Here is a 14,758-nt window from a genome sequence, read left to right as displayed (position 1 = left end):
TTCATTTTTTTCCATACAATATTATTAATTCATATAACTTTTTCCTTTAAATCATCTCCTGCGGATCTGAGATATTAATAATTCAACAAAACAAAAAAAAGACAGATATAATATCCGTCTTTTGTGTTTTGCAAAGATTCATTTATGCTGATTCTGGTCCTTTTTTACTTTTAATCTGTTTTGTAATCTTTATTTTTTCTCTTTTTCCACCTTCAGCTAAAACTAGTTCTGGATTTCTAGTTTGAATAGTATCCGCATTAATTATAACTTTAGCTACTTCTTCATTTGATGGAATATCAAACATAACTTCCTTCATCGTGTCTTCTATAATAGATCTAAGTCCACGAGCTCCAGTTTCTCTTTTAATAGCCTCTTTTGCAATAGCTCTTAATGCTTCTTCTTTAAACTCTAATTCCACATTATCCATCTCAAACAATTTTTTATATTGTTTAACTAGTGCGTTTTTAGGTTCACTAAGAATTTTAACTAATGCCTCTTCGTCCAATGCTTCAAGCGTAACAACTATTGGAAGTCTACCTACAAATTCTGGAATCAATCCAAATTTCAATAAATCTCCAGGCATTATAGACTTAAGTAACTCCCCTACATTTGCTTCATGTTTAGATCTTATTTCAGCTCCAAACCCAACTGATGTAGTTCTAGTCCTTTTTTCTATAATTTTATCAAGTCCATCAAATGCGCCTCCACAGATAAATAATATATTAGCAGTATTTATCTGAATAAACTCTTGGTGAGGATGTTTTCTTCCACCTTGTGGTGGAACTGATGCTGTAGTTCCTTCTAATATTTTAAGTAATGCCTGTTGAACTCCTTCTCCAGATACATCACGAGTAATAGACGGATTCTCAGATTTTCTTGCTATCTTATCTATTTCATCTATATAGATAATACCTTTTTCTGCTTTTTCTACATCATAATCAGCATTTTGTATTAATTTAAGAAGAATATTTTCAACATCTTCTCCTACATACCCAGCTTCAGTAAGCGTAGTTGCATCTGCTATAGCAAAAGGTACATTTAAGAATTTCGCTAATGTTTGAGCAAGCAAAGTTTTACCACAGCCTGTAGGTCCAAGTAATAGAATATTACTTTTTTGAAGTTCAACATCACCCTCATTAACATTTGAATTTATTCTTTTATAATGATTATAAACGGCTACTGCTAATGATTTTTTAGCTGTATTTTGTCCAATTACGTAATCATCTATATAATTTTTTATTTCTGCTGGTTTGGGAAGTGCTCCTAAATCTAATTCAACATCACCCTGGAATTCATCTACAATTATTTCAGAACACAATTCTATACATTCATCACAAATATATACTCCTGGTCCCGCAATTAATCTTCTAACTTGTTCTTGGGTTTTACCACAAAAAGAACATTTAAGTTGTTTTTTTTCATCAAACTTTGTCATATCTTCACCTCAACTAAGCTTATTTCTTTTTAGCTATAACTTCATCTATCAGACCATAATCCATAGCTTCTTGTGCACTCATAAAATAATCTCTTTCAACATCATGTTGAATTTTTTCTATTGGTTGTCCGGTTCTTTCACTGTATATTCTATTTAATGTATCTTTAGTTTTCATGATTCGTTTTGCATGAATATCAATATCAGTTGCCTGACCTTGAAATCCTCCTAAAGGCTGATGTATTAAAATCTCACTATTAGGCAATGCAAATCTTTTTCCTTTTTCTCCAGCATTTAATAAAAAAGATCCCATAGATGCTGCCATACCTATACAAATAGTTGAAACTTGTGGTTTGATATATTGCATCGTGTCATATATAGCCATTCCTGATGTAATTGATCCGCCAGGACTATTTATATATAAATAAATATCTTTATCAGGGTCCTCAGATTCTAAGAACAATAACTGAGCAACGATTAAACTAGCAGTTACATCATTTACCTCTTCTCCTAGAAAAATTATTCTATCTTTTAATAATCTTGAATAGATATCATAAGATCTTTCTCCTCTATTAGTTTGTTCAACAACCATTGGTACTAAACTCATATAACTCTCCCCTTTGCTCTAATAATATTATTGTCTTAACAGGTAACCTTTTCCTTAATTATATCCTAAATATTAGCTTTTTAATCATTTAGTTTTATCCTATATTTAAAATTAATTGCCAGAGAAATATCTGGCAATTAATTTTAATCTATATTATGCTATCACTTTAGCATTATCAACTAACATTTTTATTACTTTTTCATTCAAAACATCAATTTTTAGATATTGTTTTTGTGCTTTCATAATTAAATCTGCAGTTTTGTCTATATCTTTTTCTCCGTATTGTTTTGCAACTTCTTTAGCTTTTGCAAGCATTTCTTCATCGCTTGCTTCAACTTTTTCTTTTTTCGCTATTTCGGTTATAACTAAATCAGTCTTAACTCTCTTTTCAGCTGATTCTTTCATAAACGCTCTAACTTTTTCTTCAGTATTGTTTGTATACTGATAATATGATTCAAGGTCTAATCCTTGTTGTTTTAATTTCATTTCTAAATCTTTAAGCATTACATCAGTTTCTCTTTTTACCATGATTTCCGGAATGTCCATTTCAACATTCGCGCAAGCTGCATCTATTACTGCTTCTTCGAATTCTTTCTTCTCTCTATCTTTACCTGATTTTTCAAGTGCATTTTTAATGTCATTTCTTAATTCTTCTAAAGTATCAAATTCTGATATTTCTTTAGCAAATTCATCATCAATAGCTGGTAATTCTTTTGCTTTCATGCTTTTAACAGTTACATTAAAAATTGCTTGTTTACCATTTAAGTCTTCTCTTCCATACGCTTCTGGGAAATTAACTTTAACTTCTTTAGCATCTCCAGCTTTTAAACCAACTAATTGTTCTTCAAAAGTATCAATAAATGATCCTGAACCAATTTCTAGTTCAAAGTCTTTTCCTTCTCCACCTTCAAAAGCTGTTTCTTCAATAAATCCTTTGAAATCTATAATTGCTATATCGCCCATTGCAACTGTGCCATCTATCTTATCTTCTATTCTAGCATTTTTTTCTTGCATGCCTTTTAGTTGACTTTCAATTTCATCATCTGATACATTATATTCAACTTTCTTAGCCTCTAGTCCTTTATATTCTCCAAGTTTAACCTCAGGTGCTACTTCGACTGATGCTGTGTATATAAACTCTTTTCCTTCCCCTATTTGAATAATATCAATTTTGGGATAATCCAACGGATTTATGTCATGTTCTTTTAAAGCCTCTGGATATGTATCATCACAGCAAAAATTTATAGCATCTTCAAAGAAGACATTTTCGCCATACATTTTCTTTATTATATTCATTGGAGCTTTACCTTTTCTGAATCCTGGTATATTCATTGATTTTGAATTTTTTGCACTAGATTTCTTTAAAGATTTATTAAATCTTTCTGCTTCTACCGTTATTTCTAATTTAATAATATTTTTTTCTAATTTTTCCATTTTAATGTTCATTATATTACTCCTCCTAATCACTCACAAATGCTTATTTCTATATATATTATAACATAACTTTTAACGTATTTACAAATACTATTAAGCATATTTGCTCAAATAGTCTAATATTATGATTATACCCAAATTTTAAATAATTTACAAGATAATTTTATTTGATAATTGCTTTAAATGATATAAAACGTTTATCGTTAAATGATCTCTTGTGAAGCTGCAACATTGTTAAACTTTTCCGAAACGAAATCCTTCACCTTTGTAAGTTCCTCGTAACTTGAAAAATTGTTACTATACACTTCTATAATTCCTTTTCCACTGTAGTTAACATTTTTAAGATTTCTTGCAATATCACCATAGTCCAAATTTCCTTTTCCCGGTAAAAGACAAGGTGAATTATCATCTCGATCGTTAATATGAAGATTCACAATGTTGCTTCCCATAACTTTAATATACTTTTCTATAGGAATATTAGCTTTGCATGCTTGTTTCAAATCTAAAGTAAAATATATTGGATATTTACATTTCTGCGACAAAAGAGTTAGGAATTTTAAATCTGATGACATGCACCATGAGACATTTTCCTGTGCCAATTTAATTCCTGCCTCGAGTGATATATATGAAAGTTCATTATATATATCAACAATAAATTCAGTGTCAAGTTCATTAAAATCAGCATACCTCATACCATGAAATGTATAACAGCTTGCGCCTAAGCTCTTTGCTGCCCTAACAACTTCTTTGAATTGTTTTAACACATCTTTGCGTCTTCTGTCATATTTATCAAAAAGATATGGTTCAAAAGAAGCTGAAAATGCATGAACTGAATTAACATTGAATTCATATAGTTCTTTTTTTTCCAGTAGTACCCTTATAAATTCCTCTTTATACTCACAATGCGTATTTAAAAATATTTCGCCAAAATTATATCCTAACTCTTTCATCGTTTGTATACTATGTTCTGTTTTCAGTTTAGGATAAAAACATGCTGAAGATAACCCTATATCCATATTTAGCCTCTTTTCGCTATTTTGTTACTTCACCTAATGCAGTTACATAAACTACATCTCCATCTATGTTTGCTTCTAACCCCTTAGCCGTTGAATCTCCAAAAGTAATCTTCATGCCCGATGCTGGCTGTACCTGCATATGAACATTATCTTTTAAATTCAGCTTCCATATATATTGTACTTTTTTTTCATTCATCCAAGGCAACTCACTAACATACGCAATATTATCTTCATCAATAAACTTTGGTGTAATTGACCATATATAATTGGGACTATTTTTAAGTTGCTCTTCTTTTGAATAATTTTGATTATCGCTAGATGTATATATTTTTTTTGTTATGTCTTTGCTAGTTTTATTTATGTCAACATATATTATATCTTGATTTTTTGTACTTTGTATAACAATTAATTTCTTACTTGGACTTATATCATATGATACGTCTTTAGCATTTAATATTCCTTTTATAGTTTTATTTGCCGCTGCTCCATTATATTCAACAGTGAACTTTTGACCATTTGGCATTGTAGCTATAAAAGATGACTTGTCTGCACTTGCTTTTGCTTTTGCGGCAATTGCTGCTTGCGCTATCTTATCCTTCTTTGCATTTGCCTGCTTCTGTGAAACTTCTTCTGATTTTTTCTGCACTTTATCATCTTTTGATAATGTACTAGTTGTACCTTTATTCACTAAACCTTTAAAATCTATTTTTAAAAATATGATTAGCCCTATTATAGGTATAATAATTAGTGATAATATTACCCTTTTTCGTTTTTTTATTCTTCTATCATAATCCTTACTAAATATACTAGGTTTCTTCATATGATTTACCTCCATTATAATTGATACGCTGTTATCACTCATCTATTCTACGTACATACTTTTTAATCAATAACTACACACTTCTTATTATACCTCATTATAAATGAAAATAATATTGTTTTCTTTAATGATACATTATCCTTTTATAGGTAACCGATTCACAATTCAATATATCCATATTGTGTATTCCAGTATAAACTAATCACTTTAGCATTCAAACTAATATAATTCAATGTTTTTTCTGGTACAAAATTACAATCCATAGTTGTTTCACTTTAAAATACTCCTGTTACTATTTTTTCTATTAATTATTTTTCGTTATAAAACCCTTATATATCAGTGCTTATAAGATTATCTAAATATTTTTAATATTTAAATATTAATAAACCACTTGAACTGTTTCACTTTTAATATTACAATATGTATATCAACAAGATCCATTTACACAAATAAATATTAAATGTTAACTTTATTATTTATTTTATGACTAAGTATTAACAAACATAACAAAGTATTGTATAATATATTCATCAACACTTATTATTAAACAATATTTATTGTTAATTACATGATCATTTAATTACATAATAAAATGATCATTTATAGTAGCATTTTAAAAACAATATATTATAGGGAGGAAAAACAATGACTAAACAATGGAATGGTTTCAAAGGAGATTCATGGAAAAATAAAATAGATGTGAAAGACTTTATTCAAAAAAACTATACCTTATACGAAGGTGATGATAGTTTTTTAGTAGGAAAAACTGATAAGACCAATAAAGTTTGGGACAAAGCTAATTCTCTTATATTAGAAGAAATCAAAAAAGGTATTATAGATGTAGAAACTAATGAAATTTCAGGGATAGATAACTTTAAACCTGGATATATTGATAAAGAAAATGAAGTAATTGTTGGATTACAAACAGATGCTCCATTAAAAAGAATAGTAAATCCATTTGGTGGCTTTAGAATGGTAGAGCAATCACTTAAAGAATATGGTTATGAATTAAACAAAGACATAAAAGAATTTTTCCCAAAATACAGAAAAACTCATAACGAAGGAGTTTTTGATGCCTACACCGATGCTACTAAAGTCGCAAGAACCGTCGGATTATTAACCGGCCTTCCAGATGCGTATGGCCGTGGACGAGTAATTGGAGATTATAGAAGAATTGCTCTTTATGGATTAGATTTCTTAGTGCAGCAAAAGAAAAAAGATTTAAAAGAACTTGCAGGTCATGCATCAGATGATTTAATAAGACATAGAGAAGAAGTAAGTATGCAAATAAGAGCACTTGGTCAAATAAAAAGTATGGCTCTAAAATACGGTGTTGATCTATCGACACCATCTACTACGGCTCAAGACGCTGTTCAAGCAGTTTACCTTGGCTATCTTGCAGGAATAAAAGAAAATAATGGTGCCGCAATGTCACTAGGAAGAACTACTACTTTCTTAGATATTTATTTTGAGAGAGACTTAAAAGCTGGATTAATAACAGAAGATGAAGCTCAAGAAATTATTGATCAATTCGTAATTAAACTTAGAATGGCAAGACATCTAAGAACTCCTGAGTATAATGATTTATTTGGTGGAGATCCTAATTGGGTAACTGAATCTATTGGTGGCGTTGCACTTAACGGTACTCCAATGGTAACAAAGAATTCTTTTAGATTTCTTCATACATTAACAAATTTAGGATCAGCACCAGAACCTAATATGACAGTCCTTTGGTCAGAAAAGTTACCAGAAACTTTCAAAAAGTATTGTGCTAAAATGTCTATTGAAACTGATGCGCTTCAGTATGAAAATGATGATATAATGAGACCTATTTACGGAGATGATTACGGCATTGCTTGCTGCGTTTCTGCTATGGAAATAGGAAAGAGAATGCAGTTCTTTGGAGCAAGAGCTAACCTTGCAAAATCATTATTACTATCACTTAATGGTGGAGTTGATGAATTAAAAGGCAAACTTGTAGTACCAGGAATTGAAAAAATAACTGATGAAGTTCTTGACTACGAAAAAGTTAGAAAAATGTATTCAAAGGTTTTAGAATATGTTGCTAACATGTATGTAGATACAATGAACACAATACATTATATGCATGATAAATATGCTTATGAAGCTGGCCAACTTGCACTTCATGATACTGACCTTAAATACTTCATGGCATTCGGAGTAGCAGGACTTTCAATTGCAGCTGACTCATTAAGTGCTATAAAATTTGCTAAGGTATCTCCAATAAGAAATGCTGATGGCATAACAATTGATTTTAAAACTGAAGGAGATTTCCCTAAATACGGCAATGATGATGATAGAGTTGATGATTTAGCTGTTGAACTTATCCGCGAATTCAGTAATGCTCTAAAGAAACATCCTGCATATAAGGGCGCAGAACACACCTTGTCAGCACTTACTATTACATCAAATGTTGTTTATGGTAAAAAAACAGGTACAACTCCTGATGGCAGAAAACAAGGGGTACCACTTGCTCCCGGAGCAAACCCAACACAAGGTAACGATGAAAACGGAGCACTAGCATCATTAAATTCAGTTGCTAAGATTCCTTATAGAACCTATTGCCAAGATGGAGTTTCAAATACTTTTTCAATAGTACCAGCTGCACTTGGAATAGATGAACCTACAAGAATAAATAATCTAGTTTTCCTTTTAGATGGTTATTTTGCACAAGCTGCACATCATTTAAATGTAAATGTATTAAATAGAGAAGTTTTAATAGATGCTATGGAAAATCCAGACAAATATCCAACATTAACAATAAGAGTTTCAGGATATGCTGTTCATTTCAACAGATTATCTAAAGAACAACAACTTGAAGTTATAAGCAGAACTTTCCATAAAAAAATCTAGTTAATTTAAAATTTATATAATTGAGAGGTACTTATTATAAGTACTTCTCACTTTATATAAACAATTAATTTCATTTTATATTAAAGCAAAAAGGCTTTCGGTTTTTGTTTTAATATGAAATGAACACAAATAATCTATACATAAAATTGTTTCATTCAAAGCTAAGGAGGAATATATATGGTAAAAGGTAAAATTCATTCTATCGAAACTATGGGACTAGTTGATGGTCCTGGAATAAGAGTAGTAGTTTTCTTTCAAGGTTGTAAATTGAGATGTGCCTATTGCCATAACCCCGATACTTGGCAGCTTAGTGGTGGAACAGCGATGACACCTGAGGCCATTATTGAAAAGATTGTTCGCTTTAAACCATATTTTAATAGATCTGGCGGAGGAGTTACTTTTTCTGGTGGTGATCCATTACTTCAAAGCGAATTTCTACTTGAATGTTTAAAATTATGTAAACAAAACGGAATTCACACAGCTCTAGATACAGCTGGTTTTGGTGATGGTAACTATGATGAAATTTTAAAATATACTGATTTAGTGCTACTCGATATAAAACAAACATCCAGTAAAGGTTATGTCGCTTTAACCGGAAAAGATGTTACAGATGTTAATATATTTTTAGAATCCCTTCGAAAATCAAAATCAAGGGTTTGGGTAAGACATGTTGTTGTACCTGGTATTACAGATTCAGAGGAGCATATAACAAAACTTGCTAAAATTATTAATGAAGAAGTACCTAATTTAGATAAAGTAGAACTTCTTTCCTATCATGTTTTAGGAGTTAGTAAGTATGAAGAATTGTCTATACCTTATAAACTTAAAGGGGTAGATGCAATGGATAAAGATAAAACTAAAGAGCTTCAAACATTAATAGATAGTTTGCTTAATATCAAATAGCATCCATATAAAGTTTCTCCTGCGTGACCCGAAATAAGAGTTTGAAACATGAAAGTTGATTAAGAAATTCTAATGTTTTGCAAATATAAAATTCTCAACCTCTGGGTAGTTCTTTGGTGGACATAACAATTATTAATTGTTATGTCGTTCACATTCGGCTTACAGCCGGTTCACTAGCCTTCCTTACAGGAAGTCTTACGAGAATTTTATATCTGCAAAACAAGAATTTCTAAATCAACTTTTAATTGTTTCTGCTCTTCTTATTTCAGGTCACTGACGGAGAAATTCCATACTATATCACATTTATACTGAAATATTTTCAAGATTGACCTCTTAGAAAATAAGAAAGGCATGTCCCAAGATGATTTTTTAATCATTCTGGGATATGCCATTTCTTTGGTCCAACTATAACCTTTATTATTTCTTATGCTATTTATGATTAAATTTATATTTATCAAATATGGTTTCACTAGCAAAATCAATGCTACCGCAATTATCCCAAAACTAATGATTGTAAAAATTTATTAGTTATTAAACTCCTAGAAGAAAATCCTAGGAAACGTTCTAAAATTTTAAGATGCTTTAACCAACTTTTTTTACTAGATAGCCATCAAGATATCTGGTTATGATTCTTGAAACTACGGGATCTATATCCATAGAGCCATTGCAAAGACACCATTCAAAGACAGATCCTTTGATGATTGTACACAAGTCTTTACAGACCATATGTAGGTCTGTTCCCTCCACTATCAGTCCCAGCTTGTAAGCCTTCTCCATTTCATCTTCGCTTTTTGCCAGGATGGAATTCATCTGGAACTTACCATCAGTTTCTGTCATGTACGCAGACAACGCCAAGTTATTATTAGAATAGAAGCTCTTCATAAACGGGAGCCCAAGTTCCTGATAATGATTGATCAAGATCATATAAAGTTCGATGATTCTGCCCGTAATATTGTTTTCAGGTGACCCAATTTCCGCATCGTAAAAACCTTTAGATACGAAATAAAACATAAGATCATCCTTATTCTGAAAATAATAATAGAAAGTCCCGACTGCAATGCCCGCTTTCGCACATACATTCCGTACAGTAACCTTTTCAACACCTTTTTCCTTTAAAAGTTGAACGGTAGCATCCAATATTTTTGATTTATTCAATTTCTGCTTCAGGGTTCTCTCATTAGCCATATTCCATCTCCATAAGTATTTTATCATTTTATATTATACAGTCATTTCCTGATTTCTTCAACCGTATATATCAAAGTATAGCGACATGACCTCATAATAAATATTGTTGTTTATTTTTAAGTGTCATATTTTCAGGGCCGTAAAGAATCCTGATTCTATTGCTTTCTGAATGTTGGCCGTTGAAACGGTATCACCTACCATATAGTATTCCTGGAATTTTGCTTTCAGACTATCCTCCAGATAGCGTACCGGTTTTGTTCCAAATGCGAGCACTAAAGTATCAAAAAATAATTCCTTAGTCTCGTTATTGTTAATATCCAAAGCGGTAAGCTTATTATTTTCTACTTTCTGAATTTTGTGACTGGTGTAAACTTCGATTCCGGACTTTGCGATAATAGGAAGGATCGTAAGTCGCGTCAGAGGTTCCTCATTCATTGCCAGTTTCGGAAGCAGTTCTACGACGCCTACTTCCATCCCTTTCTCTCTAAGGTAATGGGCAGTTTCTATACCTATCTGCCCGCCACCTGCGACCAGCACCCTGCCTGTAGCTTCAGATTTTCCAATAAGTACATCGTCAGCAGTCACTATATTCTCTCCTAGGGAAAGACCCGGAATCTTCGGAATCACCGGTTGGCCTCCAGTAGCAAGAACGACTGCATCTGCCTGAAGAGATGCAATTTTTTCTTCTGTCATCTTATAATTAAAATGAACTGTTAAATTTTTTATTTTAGAGAATTGTACATTGTAGAAGCGTTGAATATTCGATAATACGCTCTTTCCAGGAGGACACATAGCAGCCCTGATCTGTCCTCCGCATAATTCTCCTGACTTTTCATATAAATCAACAGAATGGCCGCGCATTACAAGCATGTATGAAACCTCCAGTCCTGCAGGGCCTGCACCAATAACAACAACATGTTTCTTCTTTGCTGCCATTGGAATGCCATCGCCATATTTTGATTCTCGACCTACTGTCGGATTCAATGCGCAGCGAATCGTCAGGTTATTGAAGATACGGTTTCCGATACAATGGTTACATGAAACGCATCTTCTAATACCTTCCTGATCGCCAGCTTTGATCTTATTTACCCAATCCGGTTCAGCAATCCATGCACGGGACAAGGAAACAAAATCTGCCTTTCCATCTGCAAGCACCTGCTCAGCAAGTTCAGGATCCTGCAGTCTACCTTGAGCGATTACAGGAATACTCACTGCATTCTTAATGGCTTCTGCCAGATGTACTAAACAACCTTTTTCATGATATATGGTCGGACAAATAAGTGGCATGGTCATGAACAAACCTGCTCCGCAATCGATAGCCGCTACTCCTGCCTTCTCAAGCATCTTTGCAAGTTTGACAGTCTCTTCCACACCTCTACCGGCTTCACCGATATATTCATCAATTGCCATTCTTACAACAATCGGAAAATCATCTCCAGCATTCTTCTTGCATGAAGCAACCAGTTCAAGAAGAAAACGAGCTCTATTCTCCAAGCTTCCGCCGTATTCATCATCCCTGTTATTGAAATATGGTGAAAGGAATTCCGCTATCAGATAACCGCAATGTGCATGAATATAGAATGCATCAAAGCCGGCAATCTTGGCGCGTCTTGCACATAAGCCAAAGACCTCGACAGACTTCTTAATTTCATCTACAGTCAGTTTTCTTACTTTTTTCTGTGCTACAGGACACTGAATCTCACTTGGACCTACATTAGGGATATCGTAGACACCCTCTGAACCACTATCATATGGTGTCCCAAGAGCCTGTGCACCACCGCCCGGTGAAACTAATGGAGCAATCTTGGCTCCTTCTAGATGTACAGCTTCTGTCAACTCGCAAAGCATTGGAATGTAGGCATTGTCGTCAAGACGTAATGATCTTGGATATGGATCAATAGGGTCAAACTTTGTATTTCCTGCTATCTGATGCGTAACGATAAGACCTACTCCGCCTTTTGCCCTTCTGACATAATAATCAATTTCGCGCTGAGTAACTTGACCATCAGAAGTAGCAAAATGAGTTTCTGTTGGCCCCATAATGACATGATTACGAAGTGTCATATTACCAATCTTACCTGGTTCAAGTAAATGTTTAAACATATTTTAGCCTCCTTATTTTTATATTAACATTACACTTTAAAACTTGAAGTGTTCTTTTCTAAATCCTTTGCCATATTAAGTAATTTGTTAGCTGTAATAGCTATTCCATTAGTTATAGCAGCTTGTTCTTCTGTGGACGCTGTAACTTCTTCTGAAAGTGATGAGATTTCCTCTGAGTTTGAGGCTATCCTCTCTACTGTAGATAAAATTTTATCTTTGCCTTTCATAGTTCTTTGAAGTACTTCATTAACTTCATTTATTTTTACTGGAATGTTATTTATTTTATTAATAACCTCCTTGAAAACACTTACTGATTCTGCTATATTTTCTTTACTTTCCTCTACTATATTAGCTGCAAAATCAGTAGTTTCTGAAACATCCTTTGTTTTTTTCATAACCTTATTAACTAAACCCGTTATATCTTTAGCCGAGTTCAAAACTTCTTCAGCAAGTTTTTTTATTTCTTCAGCTACAACTGAAAAACCTCTTCCTGATTCTCCCGCTCTTGCTGCTTCTATAGATGCATTTAATGCTAATAGATTTGTTTGTTTAGCTACACTATTTATAACATCTACAATAGAATTAATTTGTGATATAGTTTCATCTAAATTTTCGACTTTATTTCTTACAGTATGAAAGGATTTTTGCATATCTTCTATAGTATTTGATAAAGTAGTTATATTTTCTGCCCCTTTAGTTGAGTCATTCTTTATTTCTTCTCCATCTTGAGCTAGTTTAACTAATTTACCGCTTACATTGTTTAAGTCTGATGAAAAATCTTCTAAAATTTTAAGTGCATCTGATAAAGCCTCAGTTTGATTTATACCCTGTTCAGATACGCTTGTAACAGCTGCTGCAATTTCTTCACTGGCTAAGGCCACTTCTTCACCACCAGTTGAAATGTCTTGTGATATATTATTTAAACTTAAAGAAATAGATTTAATTTTCTTTATAAGTACTCTAAGACTTTTTGCGGTTTCATTACTTGTATAAGCAAGCCTGCCAATTTCATCCTTCCCTTTAACGGTATATTCTGAAGTTAAATCTCCTTTCCCTACTTCTTCAACGGTACGTTCTATGCTTTCTATAGGCTCAGCTATTCTTTTTCCTATTATTATTCCAGCAACAGTAACCAGCATTAAAATAATAATACTAACAATAATAGCTTTTACTATAGCACCTCTTATTGCATTTTCCATATTATTCACAGAAATACCTACTGAAACACTCAACACTACCTTGTCTCCTTGTTTTATAGGTACTGTTACATTATATGCAGGCGTATTTTTAAATTCAGACATATAAGCTTCAGTCTTTCCTTTCAAAGTCTCATCTAATTCTTTTAAATCTATTTTTTGTCCAATGGAATCCTTTGCGCTCCCTGCTAAAAGTATACTATCAGGTGAAATTACCCCTATATAAAATAAATTTCCCTCTGATTGCTTATAATTTTCATCAACTATAGATTGTATTTTACTGATATTATCAGTTCCAGCATTTTCTATGCTTATCTTTATAATATTTGCTAGATTACTACCATCATATTTCATTTGATTTTGTAATCCTGTTACCATTTGATAAGTTGAAAAAGTAGTATTAATTATTAAAATAATTGCAGCCATGACTACAAAATTAAAAATTAAATTTTTTCTTATAGACTTAAACATAAATTTCTTCCTCATTTCTCATTACTTAAAGTTACAAAATAGTTCATTATTATTCTTCGAACCTACTTACTAATCAGACATTCGAAAATAAGAATTTGTATTTTTGACACGCCTTACCGTTGTAGTCTGACCATGTCCTGGATAAAGTACAGTGTCTTCTGGCATCGTTAAAATTTTATGTTTAACTTCAGTAAGCAATGTAACTAAATCTCCACCATAATAATCGCTTATACCTATCTCACCATTATAAATACTATCTCCTACAAATGCTGCTTTCTCATTTTCACTATAAAAAACTACCCCATCTAAAGTATGTCCTGCCACATAAATAACTCTTAATGTTATTTTAGAATTAGCTTTTAATTTAATTAAATCATTATTTTTCATGTAATTTGTTGCTTCTATAGTAATATTTTGTCCACAACCAGATGATAAATTCCATAGTGTGTTTTGGATATATTTTTTACCCTCCTCATGTACATAAACTGGTATATTTAGTGCTTCACTTATTTCTTTTACTGCACCAATATGATCAAAATGGCTATGTGTTATAAGAATTTTTTCAATTACTAAATTATTTTCTCTTATATAGTTTAATAATTTATTAGCTTCTGCACCTGGATCAATTAGAAAGCCATGATTACTTTCACTATCTATTAAAAAATATGAATTTGTTGTAAAAACACCTGTTACCGGTAATTCTATAATCATTTGTGT

The 14,758-nt window shown here is 32.1% G+C and carries 11 protein-coding genes; 2 read left to right on the top strand and 9 right to left on the bottom strand.

Going from position 1 to position 14,758, the window contains the following annotated elements; all coding sequences use genetic code 11:
- Positions 1-142: 142 nt before the first annotated feature.
- The 5 genes from clpX to KPL54_RS01825 form a co-directional block, all read right to left on the bottom strand.
- Positions 143-1,435 carry an ATP-dependent Clp protease ATP-binding subunit ClpX gene (clpX, locus tag KPL54_RS01845; RefSeq protein ID WP_216104080.1) on the bottom strand — a complete coding sequence of 431 codons (1,293 nt, stop codon included), beginning with the start codon at positions 1,433-1,435 and terminating at the stop codon, positions 143-145.
- 19 nt (positions 1,436-1,454) lie between these two features.
- The gene (gene clpP / locus KPL54_RS01840; protein WP_071614324.1) at positions 1,455-2,039 is read right to left on the bottom strand and encodes an ATP-dependent Clp endopeptidase proteolytic subunit ClpP; all 585 of its coding nucleotides are present in this window, start codon (positions 2,037-2,039) and stop codon (positions 1,455-1,457) included.
- Between the two features lie 153 nt (positions 2,040-2,192).
- Positions 2,193-3,485, bottom strand: coding sequence for a trigger factor (gene tig / locus KPL54_RS01835; RefSeq protein ID WP_216104078.1), 1,293 nt, complete (start codon positions 3,483-3,485; stop codon positions 2,193-2,195).
- A 191-nt stretch (positions 3,486-3,676) separates the two neighbouring features.
- Positions 3,677-4,489, bottom strand: coding sequence for a sugar phosphate isomerase/epimerase family protein (locus KPL54_RS01830; protein ID WP_216104068.1), 813 nt, complete (start codon positions 4,487-4,489; stop codon positions 3,677-3,679).
- 16 nt (positions 4,490-4,505) lie between these two features.
- A complete protein-coding gene (locus KPL54_RS01825; protein WP_216104066.1) occupies positions 4,506-5,309 on the bottom strand; it encodes a hypothetical protein in 804 nt (267 codons plus the stop codon).
- 645 nt (positions 5,310-5,954) lie between these two features.
- On the opposite strand from KPL54_RS01825, the gene pflB reads away from it, so the two are divergent.
- Both pflB and pflA read left to right on the top strand, forming a co-directional pair.
- Positions 5,955-8,183 carry a formate C-acetyltransferase gene (pflB, locus tag KPL54_RS01820; RefSeq protein ID WP_216104064.1) on the top strand — a complete coding sequence of 743 codons (2,229 nt, stop codon included), beginning with the start codon at positions 5,955-5,957 and terminating at the stop codon, positions 8,181-8,183.
- Between the two features lie 177 nt (positions 8,184-8,360).
- The gene (pflA, locus tag KPL54_RS01815) at positions 8,361-9,086 is read left to right on the top strand and encodes a pyruvate formate-lyase-activating protein (RefSeq protein ID WP_216104062.1); all 726 of its coding nucleotides are present in this window, start codon (positions 8,361-8,363) and stop codon (positions 9,084-9,086) included.
- Between the two features lie 582 nt (positions 9,087-9,668).
- Here the strand turns inward: pflA and KPL54_RS01810 are convergent.
- The 4 genes from KPL54_RS01810 to KPL54_RS01795 all read right to left on the bottom strand — a co-directional run bounded on the left by KPL54_RS01810 (position 9,669) and on the right by KPL54_RS01795 (position 14,752).
- The gene (locus tag KPL54_RS01810; RefSeq protein WP_216104060.1) at positions 9,669-10,271 is read right to left on the bottom strand and encodes a TetR/AcrR family transcriptional regulator; all 603 of its coding nucleotides are present in this window, start codon (positions 10,269-10,271) and stop codon (positions 9,669-9,671) included.
- Between the two features lie 123 nt (positions 10,272-10,394).
- Entirely contained in the window at positions 10,395-12,374 is a 1,980-nt protein-coding gene (locus KPL54_RS01805) for an oxidoreductase (protein WP_216104058.1), read from the bottom strand.
- 29 nt (positions 12,375-12,403) lie between these two features.
- Positions 12,404-14,041, bottom strand: a complete 1,638-nt coding sequence (locus KPL54_RS01800; RefSeq protein ID WP_216104050.1) for a methyl-accepting chemotaxis protein — start codon at positions 14,039-14,041, stop codon at positions 12,404-12,406.
- Positions 14,042-14,110: 69 nt separating this feature from the next.
- Positions 14,111-14,752, bottom strand: coding sequence for an MBL fold metallo-hydrolase (locus KPL54_RS01795; protein ID WP_216104048.1), 642 nt, complete (start codon positions 14,750-14,752; stop codon positions 14,111-14,113).
- Positions 14,753-14,758: the final 6 nt, after the last annotated feature.

The sequence above is a fragment of the Clostridium estertheticum genome (assembly GCF_018861295.1).
Classification (GTDB): domain Bacteria; phylum Bacillota; class Clostridia; order Clostridiales; family Clostridiaceae; genus Clostridium_AD; species Clostridium_AD estertheticum_D.
The sequence above is the reverse complement of the archived record's forward strand: the minus strand, read 5'-3'. Positions and strand labels throughout refer to the sequence as shown.

Coding starts and splice junctions, on each gene's coding strand:
- tig (WP_216104078.1), bottom strand. CDS start 3,485: ATGAACATTAAAATGGAAAAATTAGAAAAAAATATTATTAAATTAGAA.
- KPL54_RS01810 (WP_216104060.1), bottom strand. CDS start 10,271: ATGGCTAATGAGAGAACCCTGAAGCAGAAATTGAATAAATCAAAAATA.
- KPL54_RS01830 (WP_216104068.1), bottom strand. CDS start 4,489: ATGGATATAGGGTTATCTTCAGCATGTTTTTATCCTAAACTGAAAACA.
- clpP (WP_071614324.1), bottom strand. CDS start 2,039: ATGAGTTTAGTACCAATGGTTGTTGAACAAACTAATAGAGGAGAAAGA.
- pflA (WP_216104062.1), top strand. CDS start 8,361: ATGGTAAAAGGTAAAATTCATTCTATCGAAACTATGGGACTAGTTGAT.
- pflB (WP_216104064.1), top strand. CDS start 5,955: ATGACTAAACAATGGAATGGTTTCAAAGGAGATTCATGGAAAAATAAA.
- KPL54_RS01825 (WP_216104066.1), bottom strand. CDS start 5,309: ATGAAGAAACCTAGTATATTTAGTAAGGATTATGATAGAAGAATAAAA.
- KPL54_RS01800 (WP_216104050.1), bottom strand. CDS start 14,041: ATGTTTAAGTCTATAAGAAAAAATTTAATTTTTAATTTTGTAGTCATG.
- KPL54_RS01805 (WP_216104058.1), bottom strand. CDS start 12,374: ATGTTTAAACATTTACTTGAACCAGGTAAGATTGGTAATATGACACTT.
- clpX (WP_216104080.1), bottom strand. CDS start 1,435: ATGACAAAGTTTGATGAAAAAAAACAACTTAAATGTTCTTTTTGTGGT.
- KPL54_RS01795 (WP_216104048.1), bottom strand. CDS start 14,752: ATGATTATAGAATTACCGGTAACAGGTGTTTTTACAACAAATTCATAT.